Source organism: Adhaeribacter terrigena (assembly GCF_016623615.1).
In the GTDB taxonomy this organism is placed as follows: Bacteria; Bacteroidota; Bacteroidia; order Cytophagales; family Hymenobacteraceae; genus Adhaeribacter_A; species Adhaeribacter_A terrigena.
This window is the reverse complement of the sequence record NZ_JAEHFX010000006.1, coordinates 92432-107762: the sequence shown is the minus strand read 5'-3', so window position 1 is coordinate 107762 and position 15331 is coordinate 92432. Positions and strand designations below refer to the sequence as shown.

Here is a 15331-nt window from a genome sequence, read left to right as displayed (position 1 = left end):
TCTTTTATATAGAAGTAAGCTTAAAAAGTTGTAAATTGCTTAATGAGGTTAAAATCAGGTTTTTATCTGATTTTATTTCTTTTCCGTAAACTACATTTTCCCTTTTTCAGAAACTGGCGTTTTATTACGCTGCAGCATTCTGAAATTTCTACTTGCAAACTGCAGTATTTACCGCAGTCGTCATTTTTTGCAGTTTATTACGCAGTTATTCATTAAGCTTTTATAAGGTTTATTAAACATTTATTTCTTCCCGGGTCATAAGGGCGCCTGAACTGCACCTTTATGACCCGGGAATATTATTTCACTAAAAATCAAAATCATGCTCAAAACGCAAAAACAACATCAGGAATTCAATGCCTTGGCCGAACAGGTAATTCAATATGCTGAAAAATCTGGTTACCAGGAAATTAAAGCCGATTTTGTTGGCTATGAAAGCCCGGCTTCGCTTACGTCGGTAAACAAAGAAGTTGCGTTCACGCCCGATTTTACCGCACAACGGGATGGAAAGAAGTTCTATTTTGAGTTGGTGGTAAAAAATACCAATGAAGACGATAACCGTAAACTGATCACGAAATGGAAGGCCCTCGAAGCAATTGCTAAGATCAAAGGCGGCTTCCTGCAATTATTCGTGCCCAGCGGCTGCTTTAAATTCGCTACTTCTTTACTGAAAGATAACGGCATTGAAGCCAGACTGGTAAAATTACAGGCAAAGTAAACCTGGCGGCTTAAAAAACGCTATGGTTTAAGACCTAAAAACCTGATATATAAAAAAGCCTCCGGCAGATCTGCCGGAGACTTTACTTTTTTAGCTTAAAAGCATACCGTTTTTTAGCGGGCCTGCAGTTTTATATAAACCGGGAAATGGTCGGAGTAGCCGCCTAAATACTTTTTACCGGCATAGGTCCGTAACGGCGCGCCGGCGAACTTACCTTCTTTCTCCGTGATCCGCTCATCGTTAAAAATAGTGGCTGAATTTGGTAAATAATGCAGTTTCTTCCCGGTCAGCAGGCTTTTGCTCAGCATCATCTGGTCGATCATATCCCATTCACCTTTGTAATAGTAACTGCCTTTTTTATCTTCGGCCATTTGCGCAAATGCGTTGAATAATTGCCGGTATGGTTCCGCTTCCGCGTTTTTATTGGCATTCAGCGTTTCGGTAATAGCTTTGCTGTCGGGCGTGTCATTGAAATCGCCCATGAGCAGAATTTTGGCTTTCTGGTTTTTAATTTGCTCCTGATCCACAATTTCCCGGGCCGTTTTGGCGGCTGCGGCACGTTTCGGATCACTTTCTTCGGCACCGCCACGTTTGCTTGGCCAGTGGTTTACCAGGATAAGAATGGTGTCACCGTTCAGAATACCTTTTACTTTCAGAATGTCGCGGGTTTTCTCAGTGGCATTAGGTAAAATAACCGGTATTGGCGTTTGTTCTATGGGCTGAAAAACACCTTCCTTGTAGAATAAGGCAACGTCTATGCTGCGTACATCGGGTCCTTCAAAATGAATAACGCGGTAATTTCTGGGTAATAAAGCCGGTTGGGCCGCCAGGTCTTCCAGCACTTTCCGGTTTTCAATTTCACATACGCCTAAAATTTCCGGCCCGTCGGCATCGCCCAGTTTTTCTATTACCGAGGCCAAACTGGTTAATTTTTGCTGGTAGCGCTCCGGTGTCCATTGACTTTCGCTGGTGGGCAGAAATTCCTGGTCATCTTTATTCGGATCGTCTTCGGTATCGAACAGGTTCTCGAGGTTATAAAAGGCTACAGATATTTCTTTCGGCGCCGCGGCAGGAGTAGTGCTTGGCGTTTTCTGGCAGCTGAATAAAGCAGAAGCCAGCAGGCAGCCGGCCGCAAATTTTACAGGGTATTTCATGGGTTATTTGTTTTCGGGATGCGAATATGCGAAATTTACGGCGCAATTAAACAAACGATTCGATTATGAAAAAATCCGAAATATATTTTAGCATTGCTTTAGACGAAAACAACGTTCCTGAAGCCATTAGCTGGCGCGCAACCGATGCCGGCGAGAAAATTCACTTCGCCAAAGCCATCAACATCGCCCTTTGGGACCGCGAACAGGCCGGAACCATGAAAATTGATCTCTGGACGAAAGATATGCCGGTAAACGAAATGAAATATTTCTGCATCGATACCATTGGCTCCATGGCAGAAAGCCTGAAAACCGCCACCAACGACGACGTAATGGTAAATAAAATGCGGGCGCTTTGCGAAGAGCTTTCGAAGCACGTACAGGAAAATGCGGAATAAAACGCTATCGTTTTAACGCAAAAAAGTCCTTCCGCTTTTGCAGAAGGACTTTTTTTATGGTATTTAGTCTGAATTAACGGCTTGCAACCGTATTGTCACGGCCTGTTGATTCGTCGTCGTCGTTATCGGCTAAATTATCTTTTTCAACTTTGGAAGTCGCGTTTTCCAGGAACCCGCCATTGGCATAGTCCTTATCGAACTTGTAATAAGTAGGGCGGTTGCTGAAATAGATCGAATACTGTTCGGTGCTCAGCACGTTCTCCAGCTCTTTATCGCGGTCTTTACAAACGCCTTTACAATCGTTATCGATCTGGGTGGCATCGCCACCGGCCGCTTCAATGGCCATCATCTGGTTCACTTTATCCAGATTGATCTGGCGCAGCGTACGGGCCTGATAGTTATTTAATTTAAGGTCCCTGATCATTCTATCGGTCAGGTGGCCGGCACGTTGAACCGCAGAAAGGGATTTACGGGAAGCATTGACAGTAGCTCCGGATTTCTCCGCTGTTTTGGATTCACCAGACACTTTTTCGCCCGTGTTACGCTTCTTGGTTTCCCCGATACCGGCTTCAACTGCAATAGACTGTAATACAGTAGCAAAAACCAGGCTTGACATTACCAGCATCTTTTTCATAAGTTTTCCCTTTCGTTTCGGTGATAATTAGATTCTCAAATTGGTAAACAGCGCTTTTTTAAAAAAAGTTGACTTCCTCTCTCTTTAACGAAAATAATGCCAATTTGGTAATGGTACTAAACTTATAAAACAGGGGTAATTTTCGGTTATATATTAGATTATTTCACGAAAAATAATTTTTTAAAAAATTAATCCCTGAATTGAAGTGTTTTCAAAGCCGGGATTAATTTCTAATGGAGCAGTTTTCGGGCGTAAAACCCTACCGTTTTGCAGACAATTTTAGAAGCAATCGTTCGATAGCGGCCGGGCTTCCCGGAATACTTTTCCTTTCAGGATCACTTTATCTATGGTATCGGAACCAAAGGCGTAGGGAATAAAACCGTAGCCCGGAATTTCCTGCGTAATGAACACGTTGGCCATTTTGCCTTTTGCGATGCTGCCATGCGTTTTTTCCAGCCCAATGGCATACGCCGAGTTAATGGTGCAGGCATTAATGGCTTCTTCCGGCAGCATTTTTAGCTTAATACAAGCCAGCGACATGGTAAACGGCATGCTGCCCGAAGGCGAACTTCCGGGATTATAATCGGAAGCCAGCGCGATTGGTAAACCGGCTTCTATCATTTTGCGGGCCGGCTGGTAATGTAAACCCAGAAAGAAGGCTGCGCCTGGCAATAGGGTAGGCATGGTTTCGGAGTTGAGCAAAGCTTCAATTTCCGCTTCCCCCACGTGTTCCAGGTGATCTACGCTTATGGCATTATTGGCCACCCCAACCTGCACCCCGCCCGAAGGCGCTAACTGGTTGGCATGGATTTTTGGCCGCAGCCCGTATTTGATGCCTTGTTTTAAGATTCTGTCGGTTTCTTCCGGGGTAAAAAAGCCTTTGTCGCAGAAAGCATCTACGTAATCGGCCAGCCCTTCGGCAGCTACCGCCGGTATCATTTCATTTATAATAAGATCCAGGTATTCTTCCCGGGTTTTATCTTTCGGAATGGCGTGGGCTCCCAGGAAATTAGCTTTGATCTCGATCAGGTTCAGGTTTTTCAACCGCCGGATCACGCGCAGCATTTTAAGTTCATCGTGCAGGGTAAGGCCATAACCGCTTTTTATTTCCATCGCGCCGGTACCCATATTAATTACTTCGTGCAGGCGTTTCCGGGCGCTTTCAAAAAGTTCTTCTTCCGAAGTATCCTGCAGGCGCTTGGCCGAATTCAGGATCCCGCCGCCCGCGGCCGCAATTTCTTCGTAAGTTTTACCTTTAATCCGGTCCACAAACTCTTGTTCGCGGCTGCCGGCATACACAATGTGCGTGTGCGAATCTACAAAACACGGAAAAACCAACCGGCCGGTAGCATCAATTTCGCTGTAGCCGTTATAAAAACGATCGTCCAGCGCCTCGAATTCCTCCATCGTACCAAAGTCCTGGATCAGGCCGTTCTTTATGATCAGAAAAGCATTTTTAATACAAGGCAGCTTCGCCATTTCAGCCCCGGCCACCCAGCGGCGCGGCTCCGTTTCGGTTTGCACCAGCTCTTTAATGTTCTTAATGATCAGATTCACAGTTTGGTTGTTGGTTGCTAGTTGTTGGTTATTCGTGTTCGGAGAAAAACTAAAAGACCGGTTATGATTACGGAAGCTAAATTTTCCGTTTTGGATCTAAAAACGCTATGCTTTTGAACTGGAAAACTCAAAGCCAAAAAACGGTAGAGTTTTCAGTTGAAAAAGTCCTGATACTGGCTACCAGGTACTAGTTTAAAACGCATTCTTCCACATCATACTTTCTACCGGCACTTCGGTGCGTTCGTTGTATTTGGCATTGCCTTTTTTATTATACATATTCTCGATATCGCCTTTTACCTGAAAATAGATCAGCTGCCCGATCGGCATGCCAAAATAAATGCGTACCGGCATGGTAACCGAAATCTCCAGCGTCCAGGTATTGCAGAAGCCTACATCGCCTTTACCGGCTGTAGCATGTATATCGATACCCAAACGGCCTACGCTCGATTTTCCTTCCAGGAACGGCACGTGCGCGTGGCTTTCGGTGTATTCGTGGGTTACACCTAAATATAGGGTGTTCGGCTGCAATACAAAACCTTCTTCCGGAATCTCAAAAACCTCGATCTGGTTGTGTTTGCGGGCATCCAGGACGCCGTCTTTATAGGTGGCCAGGTATCTTCCCAGGTGCACATCGTAAGAGTTGGTACCCAGGCAATTGCGGTTAAAAGGCTCCACCACAATGGTGCCTTTTTCCATTTCTTCCAGAATTTGTTTATCAGTCAGGATCATATTTCGGTAATAAAAAGGCTATGCTTTTAAAGCAAAAAACTATTGATACAGATGCAAAAGCCAGCTAAAGGTTAGCTGGCTCTTAAAATATTATTAAACTACTTTTATCTGGGCTTTTCTTACCAGCACCCATTGGTCGCCGTTCAGCACAATGTTGCCGGGGGTTTCTGTTACCAACCGCTGGCCGGTAGCCGGATCGCCGGCAATATCACAAACCGGTTTCAGATACAGATCCGGGTTTTCGAGGGCCAGTTTCTGTTGGGCTTTATCCAGCACCAGTTCAAAACGGCCTTTCTTTACGTCGTTGTCGGCAAGCTTAAGGGTAAAGAGGGAGCGGTTCGGGGTAAACATACGGGTTACTTCATCGTTCCAGAAAAAGCCGTTCCGGTCTGGTTTCGAAAGAAAAAGCGTTACTTCCGGCTGCACTTCAGTTGCGTTGGAATTTTGATTTGCGGCATAAGTGGGTGCAGGTTTGGTGAAAATATGGGATGCGATTTCTTCGTCTTCTTCCATTTCTTCCTCATCTGCCACCAGAATTTTAACCGTTTCAGGTTTTACTGCCGCCACCGGGGTTGCTTTGGCTACAACGGGCTCGGTTTCGGGTTCAAAATAAGCGGTTTTAGGAACTTCGAAGGGTTTTGGGTGCGTGCCGGCCAGTTTTTGCTCCAGCACCGAATTTTTGTGCAGCAGCTCGTCCATTTGCGCATATAAGCCTTCCACTTCACGCGTCAGATTTTCCAGTTGCTTCTTCAATGCCGGGTCCTGGGTTGTTTCAGCAGAAGTGGCCACCGCAACTTTCGAGATCAGCGGGCCATCGGTCTTTTTCTGGAAATTGTTGTTTACGTAGTTCCGTAAGGCGGGCACCTCTTTCAGTTTAGCCGAAATAGCAAATGCCAGGGCGGTTCCGCTCAATACCAGAGCCAGCCAGGTTAACCAGTCGCGGCGCGGGGCTTTTTCCTGGAAAACTTCTTCCGGCGTAGCAGCCGTGTTGATCACCGGCTGGGCAGAATCCGAGGCCGTTTCAACCTGTTCGGCGGCTACCGTATTTTCTTTATTCTGAACGATCGGCTCCGATTTTTCTTCGATCACGGAATCGGTAGAGAAAATGCCGCGCGGTTTACCCGAAGCGTCCACAAACTGTACCACACCTTTTTTATTGATCTGCTGCAGCGATTTTATCAGCTGAATTTTATCGTCTTTGGTCAGGCTGCTGATAAAGAATTCAAAATCTTTGTTGATCAGAATATCGCCCAGTCCTTTTTCGAAAGAAGCGAGATCATAACGGCCGTTGCCGAATTTTTTCTTGAATTTTTCCGAAACGTCGTTATAATTCAGGAACAGTTTTTTAAAAGCGGCATTGCCTTCAAAATCGTCGAACGTTTTCCGGGTTTTAAAATCGGCCTGCGTATTCGGGAATTTCTTCCGCGGATATTTCCGGTCGTACACGTATTCGATGGTCCGGAAATTGAGTTTATCAACGGTCTGGTCGAAAAGGGCTTTGTTTTTCTGGTCAATATCCTGGGCGGAAACCAAGCCGGCGGCCAGCGATAAAACAAAAGTAAAGAGAACGTAAAGCTTATTCATAAAGAAAATGCGGCAAAAAAAATTACGGGCATACGCACCCGGTTTTGAATGAACTTCAAAATTACAGTTTTCTTAAAAAACGGTAGCTTTTTTAATGAAAAAACTTAGTGAAATTAATTTTCCCCGCACAAGTTTTTTTTGTCCCCCTTTGGAGGGGGTAGGGGGAGGACTAAGTATTGCTGATCATTTCTTAGTAATCAGATAAAGTATAAATCTTCCCCAACCTCCTCCAAAGAAGGCATTTAATTTCAATTGCGTAACGGAAATTAATTTTTACCGCAAACTTCAGCCAATGCCGCTTTGTTAGCCGCCAGGTATTTATCTGCTACTTCGTCGGTAATGGCCGTAGAAACAAACAAGGTTTCGTATTGCGACGGCGCCAGGTAAACCCCGCGGTTCAGCATGCTGTTAAAATATTTGCCGAAAAGCGGCAGATCAGACGTTTTAGCCGAAGTAAAATCGGTAACCGGTTGCTCGGTAAAGAAAATGCTGAACATGGAGCCAACCTGGTTCATGGTGTAGTTTAAGCCCAATTCCTGCATATTCGCTTTCATGCCATTCACCAGTTTATCGGAAATGCGGTTCAGTTCCGGGTAAAGCGTGGCCGCGTTGTCGTTCAGATGGTGCAGCATGGCCAGACCAGCCGCCATGGCCAATGGGTTACCGCTTAGCGTACCTGCCTGGTAAACCGGACCGGCCGGCGCCACGAAATCCATGATCTCTTTGCGGCCGCCATACGCGCCCACCGGCATGCCGCCACCAATAATTTTACCCATGGTGGTCATGTCGGGCATTACGTTGAATAATTGCTGCGCGCCGCCTTTGCTTAACCGGAAACCGGTCATCACTTCGTCGAAGATCAGCACAATGCCTTCTTTGGTACACAAATCGCGCAAACCCTGCAGGAAACCTTCGGCCGGTGGCACCAGGCCCATGTTCCCCACCACAGGCTCAATAATAATAGCTGCCACCTGGTTTTTTGCAATATCTACCGCCGTTTTTACTGCTTCCAGATCGTTGAAAGCCACCGTAATGGTATCCTGGGCTACGCCTTTGGTTACGCCCGGGCTGTCCGGAACGCCCAAGGTAATGGCCCCGCTGCCGGCAGAAATTAAAAAGGAATCACCGTGACCGTGGTAGCAGCCTTCAAACTTGATGATCTTGTCCCGGCCGGTAAAACCACGCGCCACCCGAATTGCCGACATGGTGGCTTCGGTGCCGGAGTTTACCATGCGCACTTTTTCTACCGCGGGCATCATTTCAATGATCAGCTCGGCCATTTCCACTTCGCGGCGGGTAGGGGCGCCAAACGAGAATGAATGCTGTAAGGCATCGGCAATGGCTTTCTGAATAAATTCCGGCGCATGACCCAGGATCATCGGGCCCCAGGAATTGATCATGTCGATGTACTGATTATTGTCTTCGTCGGTGAGGTAAGCGCCTTTGGCCGATTTCATGAAAATAGGGTGGCCGCCAACCGCTTTAAAAGCCCGAACCGGGGAATTTACGCCGCCCGGGATCAGGTTTTGCGCCCGCTTAAACAAAGAATCAGAAGTAGAAATGGTATGGTTTTGCATGGAAAAAGTCTGTTTTTACAAATATTATTTATTTACCGGATTCATCAGCACAAGCTGCTTGTTTTCCAGTTTTAAGATCGGAACGAACTGGTTGTCGCGGCCGGTAACGTAATTATAAGCCGGGTATAGCGTGCCGGAAACGGTATTGGTTTGCGGCAGAAAAGTCTCGAAATCTGGGCCGTAAGCGTTTAGTAGGGATCCAAAACGGAACAGCATCTCAAAGCCGGCAAACGCATACGGCGAAGGCGGAATGTTGTAGGCCGACGTAAATTTCCGGCGGAACTGACGCACCGAGGCATTTTTCAGATCAGCGTATTTCGGATAAATGAAGTACAGTTCGGTTTCGTCAAGTTGCTGGAGCGAAAGTTGCGGCATTTCCAGCCAGGTTTCTTTGGTAATTACCGGCAGTTTCGGGTTCTGGCTTTGCACCTGGCTTACGGTGGCCACCGCTGCCGGCAGATTATCAGAAACCACCACCAAATGCCCGAAGGTTTTCAGATCTACGTTCTTATAGATCGCCATCACGTTCGGGTTTTTCTTCGTGTTGATCTTTTTGTAAAGTTTCACTTTGCCGCCCCGCAGTTCAAATTGTTTACGGTATGCATTGGCAAAAATGGTGTCGTCTTTAATGTTCTCGAAAATAATGGCGGCAGGTTTCTGTTCAAAGTTCTCATAAGCAAAATCCGCAGCGCGTTGCGCCCGGGTTACCACCGAAGATTCGAACATGAACAGATTCGGGTTGCCATTGATCACTTCCAGGTCTTCTGAAAGCGGATTTACCACATTTACACGGTTGTTTCTGGCAAAACCCGACGTTTGTCTGGCTGTAGCTTTATAAACCGGGCCAATCACCAGATCCATGGTTTTTAATTCCGGCAAACGGAAAACCTTACCGGCGGAAGCTGTATCTGTACCCACTTCGTAAGAAAACAGGTTGAGCAACAAGTTATTTTTAGAAAGCGAATCCTGGGCTAGTTTCATGCCGGCAAAAAGATCGGCGGCAAACTGGTTTTTGCGCCTGGTAGCTGCATCGGCGTTCACCGAAAAGGGCAGGAGCACGGCTACATTATATTCCGTTTTTTTGCCGCCGGCCTTCATTTTATCCGGGTTATAAGCCGAGGCCTCCAGGTTGAATTTCCGGATAATATTTTCCAGCGTACCGCGGTCTTCCGGCGCATACCAGCCGGCGGCTAATTTGTCGGCATAGGTTTTGGCCAGCACTTTATCGTCGGGGAATTGCTGCAACAGGGATTTAAAGCGGTTTTTATCGCCCAGGGAAAGCAGATAGGAGCGTTCCAGGTTTTGCGCATCGGCTTTAATAAAATCCGATTCCACCACCTGTAGATTCCGGATGCCGGTTTCATAATCCTGCTGGTCGAAGGCCAGTTTGGCCTGCAGGTAATACGCTTCTTCAATGTTGCCCCAATCCGGCGCGTTGCGGGTGAGTTGCTGCAGCATGTTGTAGGCTTCCAGCATTTTGTTAGCATTAACGGCCGCAACTGCATACAAATAACTGGCTTCGGCCGCCCGCGGATTACCCGATGCCACGTTGGTAAGCGGCAGCAATTCGGCCATGGCCAGCGAGTATTTTTTCTGGTCCAGCAAAGCGCGGCCGTTCTGGTAGCGGGTTTCCTGCTCCGGCGTTTGCGCCAGGGCCTGGAAACTACCGGCCAACAGCCCTAAAACAACTATCGAAAACCGTATCTTTTTCATGTTTTAAAGATTTGGAGATTTGGAAATTTGAAGATTTGAAAATGTAAGAAAATGGCAGGCTAATTTTATCGAAAATCAGTTAATTGTTCGCGGTAAACCGAAACGCTATCATTTTAGGACTAAAAACTACTGTATTTTCAAATTTTCAAATTTCCAAATCTTCAAATTTAAGGAATTATTCCCACTCAATGGTAGCCGGTGGTTTGGAGCTGATGTCGTACACCACGCGGTTCACCCCTTTTACTTTGTTAATGATCTCGTTCGAAACATCGGCCAGGAATTCATAAGGCAAATGTGCCCAGTCGGCGGTCATGCCGTCCACGCTGGTTACGGCACGCAAGGCTACTACGCGCTCGTAGGTGCGTTCGTCGCCCATTACGCCAACCGATTGTACCGGCAGGAGCATCGCGCCGGCCTGCCAGACTTCGTTATACAAGCCCGATTTTTTCAGGTTCGAAATAAAGATATGGTCCACTTCCTGTAAGATAGCCACTTTTTCCGGGGTAATGTCGCCCAGAATACGAATAGCCAGACCCGGACCCGGGAAAGGATGGCGGTTCAGGATGTTTTCGTCTAGATGCAGGGTTTTACCAACCAGGCGAACTTCGTCTTTAAATAAAGTCTTCAGCGGCTCTACTACTTTCAGCTTCATGAAATCGGGCAGGCCACCTACGTTGTGGTGCGATTTAATGGTAGCCGAAGGCCCTTTTACCGAAACCGATTCAATTACGTCCGGGTAAATAGTGCCCTGTGCAAGCCATTTGGCATTTTCTACCAGGTGCGATTCGGTATCGAACACATCTACGAACACTTTACCGATGGCTTTGCGTTTGGCTTCCGGATCAGTGAGACCTTCCAAAGCATCGTAGAAACGCTGTTTGGCATCTACGCCTTTCACGTTCAGGCCCATGTGTTTGTAACTTTCCAGCACGCCTTCAAATTCATCTTTCCGCAGCAACCCGTTGTCTACAAAAATGCAGTACAGGTTCTGGCCAATAGCCTGGTGAATGAGCATGGCCGCTACGCTGGAATCTACGCCGCCGCTTAAACCTAAAATTACTTTATCGTCGCCGATCTGCTTTTTCAGGTCATCTATGGTTGTTTGTACGAACTGGTCAGGAGTCCAGTCCTGCGAGCAGCCGCAAATATGCACCACGAAGTTTCTAAGCAGGGTTTTGCCTTCGGTAGAGTGGGTTACTTCCGGGTGGAACTGAATGCCGTAGGTATCTTCGCCCTGGATTTTATAAGCTGCAACGCGTACGTTTTCAGTAGAGGCCAGTACTTCGAAATTAGCCGGGATCTCTTTAATAGTATCGCCATGACTCATCCACACGGTAGAATCGATGGTGATTTCTTTCATCAGTTTATCGGAGCCATGCACTTCGGAAAGTTTGGCCCGGCCATATTCACGGATGGTAGAAGGCAACACTTCGCCGCCGTTTTCGTGGGCCAGCAATTGTGCGCCGTAGCAAACGCCTAAAACCGGCATTTTACCTAACACATTGCCTAAATACGGGTTCGGATGATCGGCATCGCGCACCGAGCAGGGGCTGCCGGAAAGAATAACGCCCTTTACCTTAGCGTCTATAGGTGGGATCTTATTATAGGGATGGATTTCGCAGTAAACGTTGAGTTCGCGAACGCGGCGGGCAATAAGCTGGGTGTATTGCGACCCGAAATCGAGGATTAGAATTTTTTCTGGCATGCGCAAAGGTAACAGATGCAAGCGGTTTTTGCCAAAAGTAGTTTGATGTTTTATTGTTTTATAGAAACTAGGGCCGGAGTATGAGTTTTTGGGGTGAAAAGGGTAGCGTTTTCATGCGTTTATGTTAAACCTGATCTTTCGGAATTACTGCCTGAAGGTAATAAAGTATTTTGCGGTAAACGTCGGGTTTGTTATTACGTATTGTTATGGTTTGCCCGTGGGTCTGGATGGATTCCTGCAATACCGTGGATCCCGTAGAGACGTTGCATTGCAACCTTTCTACACGCATTCCAATATAGATTGCAAGCCGCATTCCAAAAATAAAATAAAATGAATCTGCTCATTCTTAATGCCTTGCAGTAAACATGACTTTTTTCATAGAAAAACCTACCGTTGCGCTTGCATTTCAGCTAAAAGTTAACGTATCTTTGCAACGGCAAATCGGAACGACCAGCTCCTGCTGAACTCCCCCAGGACCGGAAGGTAGCAAGGGTAGGCGGTTGTAGCGGTGCGATTCTCGGTTTGCCACTTTTTTTTGCCCTTTCCATAGCGTTTTCTGTACGCAAATTCTTTCCTTTTTCTGCCGTTTTCCTGAAATTAAACCGTAGCTTTGCGGCCGGAAAACAATACTCTTTAAATACTTATGAAATTTTTTGTTGATACCGCAAACCTGAACGAGATCCGCGAAGCGCATGATCTGGGTGTACTCGATGGCGTAACTACCAACCCAAGCCTGATGGCTAAAGAAGGCATTAAAGGTTACGATGCCGTGATGGCACACTACAAAGCGATCTGCGAAATTGTAGACGGCGACATCAGTGCGGAAGTAATTGCTACGGATTACGAAGGCATGATCAATGAAGGCGAAAACCTGGCGCAACTGCACCCGAACATCGTGGTAAAAGTGCCGATGACAAAAGAAGGCGTAAAAGCCATCCGTTATTTCAGCCAGAAAGGTATCAAAACCAACTGTACATTAGTTTTCTCGGCTGGTCAGGCGTTATTGGCCGCCAAGGCCGGCGCCACGTATGTTTCTCCTTTCGTAGGCCGTTTAGATGATATCGCGACCGATGGTTTGCAGCTGATCGAACAGATCGTGAGCATTTATGCCAACTACGGTTACCAGACCCAGGTGCTGGCAGCTTCGGTTCGCCACGTAATGCACCTGGTGCAGTGCGCCGAAATTGGTGCCGATGTGGTAACCTGCCCGCTGAACGTAATTACGGCTTTATTGAATCACCCGCTTACCGACAGTGGTTTAGCCAAGTTCCTGGCCGACCACCAGAAAGTAAACGCTTAATTAAGTTGTTGGTTATTGGTTGTTAGCAATTCAGCTTTAAATTGCTATACTAACAATCAATAACCAACAACCAACAACTATCATGTATATCATCAAAGTAAAAGGCAAGGCCAAAATTCCGGATTATATTCAGTTGCGCGATGAAAATTTTGTGCTGATCGCGTATTTCCGGGCCGACCGGCCGCTTAAAAATCTGGACCGTTATGGACTGGATGGCAAAGAAGATGCCCTGGCTGCTTTGATCGAAAGCCTGAGTTTTGGAAAATTACAGAAACTGGAATTGTAAAAATTCTATAGCTTACTCCTCAAGAATGCGAAGGCCGATTTCTGGTTTTCGCTTTTTTTTTGTGCATGGATCAGGTATGAAAATGCTGGGTATGCATGAAAAATTTACAGCACTTTTTCGTCCGGAAAGCCTAGCGTTTTCGGGATTTGGTTTGCCGTTTTTTGAGGTAGTTTGAAGTTGTATTTTGTTGCTCGCATCGCGCAGGTGCACTTTTACTTCCTGTTTTTGTATTTTTGCAATAAAGTTAGCCGGAAGCCCTTTCCGGAATTTCAAATTTTATATCTTCACATTTCCAACGTTTCTAATCTTTTCAATGAGCAACGAATTTTCAGCAAGCCCGGTAGTAAGTCTGCGCGATGTAATGGTGATGCAGGATGTACAGACAGTGCTGGAAAAAGTATCGTTTGAGATTGAAAAAGGCGAGTTTGTGTACCTGGTAGGCCGCACCGGCAGCGGTAAGAGCTCGCTTCTGAAAACCTTATATGCTGATCTACCGCTGGCCAGCGGACAAATGAGCGTAGCCGGTTACAACCTGCAGAAACTGGCCCGCAATAAAGTGCCTTATTTAAGAAGAAAAGTAGGCATCGTATTCCAGGATTTCCAGTTACTTTTTGACCGGAGTGTTTCGGAGAACCTGAGTTTTGTTTTAAAAGCCACCGGCTGGAACGATAAAAAAAAGATCAAGCAGCGCATTTCCGAAGTATTGATGCGCGTTGGTTTAGATTCTGCCGCCAGTAAAATGCCACACCAGCTTTCGGGCGGGGAGCAGCAACGCATTGTAATCGCCCGCGCACTGCTGAACGAACCCGTAATTCTTTTCGCCGATGAACCAACCGGAAACCTGGACCCGGAAGTTACCCGCGGCATTCTGAAATTATTCCAGGAAATTAACAGTTCGGGCACAGCCGTTTTAATGGCTACCCATAATTACGAACTCATAAACGAGAATCCGCAACGCATTCTGAAATGCGAACATAACCGGATCTTCGATTCGGCTAAGGAAAATTTCACGTTGCGGAATGGTTTCTGAGTTATCCGTTCTCATACCGATCTATAACCAGGATGTAACCAAACTGGTGGAAAGCCTGTTGGCACAATGCCGGAGCCTGACCAGCCGTTTTGAAATACTACTTTACGACGATGCTTCGGAAGAAAAATTCCGGAATAAACACCGTTACCTGAACGAAGAACCCGAGATCCGATACGTGGAAATGCGCCAGAACGTAGGGCGGGCTGCCATCCGGAATTGCCTGGCTCAGGATGCAAATTTCCGTTACCTGCTTTTCCTGGATAACGATAGCGCCCTGCCTGATGAGGAATTTGTAAAGCGCTATTGGGAATGCCCTGAGGAAGCCGATGTATTAATTGGCGGAACGGTTTATGAACCCGAAGCCCCTTCGGATATGTATATGCTGCGCTGGCACTATGGCAAAATGCGGGAAGAAAAGCTGGCCGCTATTCGCAATAAAAATCCGTATACCAGCCTCACGCTCAATAATATCCTGATCCGGAAAGAAGTTTACCTGAAACACCAGCTTAATACCGAATTGCAGGGCTACGGCCACGAAGATACCAAATTTGGCTGGGAGCTGGAAAAAGCCGGCGTTTCGGTGAAACATATAAACAACCCGGTGATTCACCTGGGGCTGGAGCCAGCCGTAGATTTTCTTAAAAAAACCCGGCAGGCCATAAAAAATCTATACCAGCTTTACCAGATCCAGCCCAGTATTTCGGATAGCAAGCTGATAAAAAGCTACGAACTGCTGCGGAAAACGGGTATGGCCCGGATCTTTTTACTCGCTTTCCGGCCGATGCGGGGCATGATGCTGCAAAACCTGCGTTCCGCTAATCCGAATTTGAAGTATTTCGATCTTTATAAACTGTATTTATTTACGAGCCAGGCGCTGGGGAAATGAAATAAATCAATCTGAAATAAAAAAAACTCCGGCTCAAACCTGAACCGGAATTTTTTGCTTTAAAAA

16 protein-coding genes and 1 other RNA gene are annotated in these 15331 nt (G+C 46.6%); 7 read left to right on the top strand and 10 right to left on the bottom strand.

Annotated features, from left to right (window positions below; all coding sequences use genetic code 11):
- Positions 1–319 precede the first annotated feature (319 nt).
- Positions 320–715 carry a hypothetical protein gene (locus tag I5M27_RS12445; RefSeq protein ID WP_200506551.1) on the top strand — a complete coding sequence of 132 codons (396 nt, stop codon included), beginning with the start codon at positions 320–322 and terminating at the stop codon, positions 713–715.
- A 113-nt stretch (positions 716–828) separates the two neighbouring features.
- Here the strand turns inward: I5M27_RS12445 and I5M27_RS12440 are convergent, their stop codons facing one another.
- The gene (locus tag I5M27_RS12440) at positions 829–1869 is read right to left on the bottom strand and encodes an endonuclease/exonuclease/phosphatase family protein (protein WP_200506550.1); all 1041 of its coding nucleotides are present in this window, start codon (positions 1867–1869) and stop codon (positions 829–831) included.
- A gap of 65 nt (positions 1870–1934) precedes the next feature.
- Between I5M27_RS12440 and gldC the strand changes: the two genes are divergently transcribed.
- Positions 1935–2264 carry a gliding motility protein GldC gene (gene gldC, locus I5M27_RS12435; RefSeq protein WP_200506549.1) on the top strand — a complete coding sequence of 110 codons (330 nt, stop codon included), beginning with the start codon at positions 1935–1937 and terminating at the stop codon, positions 2262–2264.
- 73 nt (positions 2265–2337) lie between these two features.
- On the opposite strand, the gene I5M27_RS12430 is transcribed toward gldC, so the two are convergent.
- The 8 genes from I5M27_RS12430 to I5M27_RS12395 all read right to left on the bottom strand — a co-directional run bounded on the left by I5M27_RS12430 (position 2338) and on the right by I5M27_RS12395 (position 12052).
- Positions 2338–2898 carry a hypothetical protein gene (locus I5M27_RS12430; RefSeq protein ID WP_200506548.1) on the bottom strand — a complete coding sequence of 187 codons (561 nt, stop codon included), beginning with the start codon at positions 2896–2898 and terminating at the stop codon, positions 2338–2340.
- A gap of 279 nt (positions 2899–3177) precedes the next feature.
- Positions 3178–4455, bottom strand: a complete 1278-nt coding sequence (gene hutI, locus I5M27_RS12425; protein WP_317193593.1) for an imidazolonepropionase — start codon at positions 4453–4455, stop codon at positions 3178–3180.
- 192 nt (positions 4456–4647) lie between these two features.
- The gene (dcd, locus tag I5M27_RS12420) at positions 4648–5184 is read right to left on the bottom strand and encodes a dCTP deaminase (RefSeq protein ID WP_200506547.1); all 537 of its coding nucleotides are present in this window, start codon (positions 5182–5184) and stop codon (positions 4648–4650) included.
- 93 nt (positions 5185–5277) lie between these two features.
- Positions 5278–6768, bottom strand: coding sequence for a hypothetical protein (locus tag I5M27_RS12415; protein ID WP_200506546.1), 1491 nt, complete (start codon positions 6766–6768; stop codon positions 5278–5280).
- A gap of 266 nt (positions 6769–7034) precedes the next feature.
- Positions 7035–8345 carry a glutamate-1-semialdehyde 2,1-aminomutase gene (gene hemL, locus I5M27_RS12410; protein WP_200506545.1) on the bottom strand — a complete coding sequence of 437 codons (1311 nt, stop codon included), beginning with the start codon at positions 8343–8345 and terminating at the stop codon, positions 7035–7037.
- Between the two features lie 24 nt (positions 8346–8369).
- Positions 8370–10058, bottom strand: a complete 1689-nt coding sequence (locus tag I5M27_RS12405) for an ABC transporter substrate-binding protein (RefSeq protein WP_200506544.1) — start codon at positions 10056–10058, stop codon at positions 8370–8372.
- Between the two features lie 175 nt (positions 10059–10233).
- A complete protein-coding gene (gene guaA, locus I5M27_RS12400) occupies positions 10234–11763 on the bottom strand; it encodes a glutamine-hydrolyzing GMP synthase (RefSeq protein WP_200506543.1) in 1530 nt (509 codons plus the stop codon).
- 124 nt (positions 11764–11887) lie between these two features.
- Positions 11888–12052: a hypothetical protein gene (locus tag I5M27_RS12395; protein ID WP_200506542.1), complete on the bottom strand. Its 165-nt coding sequence runs from the start codon at positions 12050–12052 to the stop codon at positions 11888–11890.
- Positions 12053–12198: 146 nt separating this feature from the next.
- Between I5M27_RS12395 and ffs the strand changes: the two genes are divergently transcribed.
- The 3 genes from ffs to I5M27_RS12380 all read left to right on the top strand — a co-directional run bounded on the left by ffs (position 12199) and on the right by I5M27_RS12380 (position 13349).
- An RNA gene (gene ffs, locus I5M27_RS12390) (signal recognition particle sRNA small type) lies at positions 12199–12293 on the top strand.
- 113 nt (positions 12294–12406) lie between these two features.
- Positions 12407–13063, top strand: a complete 657-nt coding sequence (gene fsa, locus I5M27_RS12385) for a fructose-6-phosphate aldolase (protein WP_200506541.1) — start codon at positions 12407–12409, stop codon at positions 13061–13063.
- An 82-nt stretch (positions 13064–13145) separates the two neighbouring features.
- On the top strand, positions 13146–13349 hold the full coding sequence (locus tag I5M27_RS12380; protein WP_200506540.1) for a fructose-6-phosphate aldolase: 204 nt from the start codon (positions 13146–13148) through the stop codon (positions 13347–13349).
- Between the two features lie 12 nt (positions 13350–13361).
- Here the strand turns inward: I5M27_RS12380 and I5M27_RS12375 are convergent, their stop codons facing one another.
- Positions 13362–13622 carry a hypothetical protein gene (locus I5M27_RS12375; protein WP_200506539.1) on the bottom strand — a complete coding sequence of 87 codons (261 nt, stop codon included), beginning with the start codon at positions 13620–13622 and terminating at the stop codon, positions 13362–13364.
- A gap of 40 nt (positions 13623–13662) precedes the next feature.
- Here I5M27_RS12375 and I5M27_RS12370 point away from each other — a divergent pair, with 40 nt between their 5' ends.
- Positions 13663–14379, top strand: a complete 717-nt coding sequence (locus tag I5M27_RS12370) for a cell division ATP-binding protein FtsE (RefSeq protein ID WP_200506538.1) — start codon at positions 13663–13665, stop codon at positions 14377–14379.
- Complete coding sequence (locus I5M27_RS12365) at positions 14369–15265, top strand: glycosyltransferase family 2 protein (protein ID WP_200506537.1); 897 nt, start codon at positions 14369–14371, stop codon at positions 15263–15265. The genes I5M27_RS12370 and I5M27_RS12365 overlap by 11 nt, the downstream gene beginning before the upstream one ends.
- Positions 15266–15331: the final 66 nt, after the last annotated feature.

Bases quoted from the DNA above. Each gene is read 5' to 3' on its own strand.
- I5M27_RS12365 (WP_200506537.1), top strand. From the start codon at position 14,369: ATGGTTTCTGAGTTATCCGTTCTCATACCGATCTATAACCAGGATGTA.
- I5M27_RS12370 (WP_200506538.1), top strand. From the start codon at position 13,663: ATGAGCAACGAATTTTCAGCAAGCCCGGTAGTAAGTCTGCGCGATGTA.
- hemL (WP_200506545.1), bottom strand. From the start codon at position 8,345: ATGCAAAACCATACCATTTCTACTTCTGATTCTTTGTTTAAGCGGGCG.
- I5M27_RS12430 (WP_200506548.1), bottom strand. From the start codon at position 2,898: ATGAAAAAGATGCTGGTAATGTCAAGCCTGGTTTTTGCTACTGTATTA.
- I5M27_RS12415 (WP_200506546.1), bottom strand. From the start codon at position 6,768: ATGAATAAGCTTTACGTTCTCTTTACTTTTGTTTTATCGCTGGCCGCC.
- I5M27_RS12395 (WP_200506542.1), bottom strand. From the start codon at position 12,052: ATGCGTGTAGAAAGGTTGCAATGCAACGTCTCTACGGGATCCACGGTA.
- guaA (WP_200506543.1), bottom strand. From the start codon at position 11,763: ATGCCAGAAAAAATTCTAATCCTCGATTTCGGGTCGCAATACACCCAG.
- I5M27_RS12445 (WP_200506551.1), top strand. From the start codon at position 320: ATGCTCAAAACGCAAAAACAACATCAGGAATTCAATGCCTTGGCCGAA.
- I5M27_RS12380 (WP_200506540.1), top strand. From the start codon at position 13,146: ATGTATATCATCAAAGTAAAAGGCAAGGCCAAAATTCCGGATTATATT.
- I5M27_RS12440 (WP_200506550.1), bottom strand. From the start codon at position 1,869: ATGAAATACCCTGTAAAATTTGCGGCCGGCTGCCTGCTGGCTTCTGCT.
- dcd (WP_200506547.1), bottom strand. From the start codon at position 5,184: ATGATCCTGACTGATAAACAAATTCTGGAAGAAATGGAAAAAGGCACC.
- gldC (WP_200506549.1), top strand. From the start codon at position 1,935: ATGAAAAAATCCGAAATATATTTTAGCATTGCTTTAGACGAAAACAAC.
- fsa (WP_200506541.1), top strand. From the start codon at position 12,407: ATGAAATTTTTTGTTGATACCGCAAACCTGAACGAGATCCGCGAAGCG.
- I5M27_RS12405 (WP_200506544.1), bottom strand. From the start codon at position 10,058: ATGAAAAAGATACGGTTTTCGATAGTTGTTTTAGGGCTGTTGGCCGGT.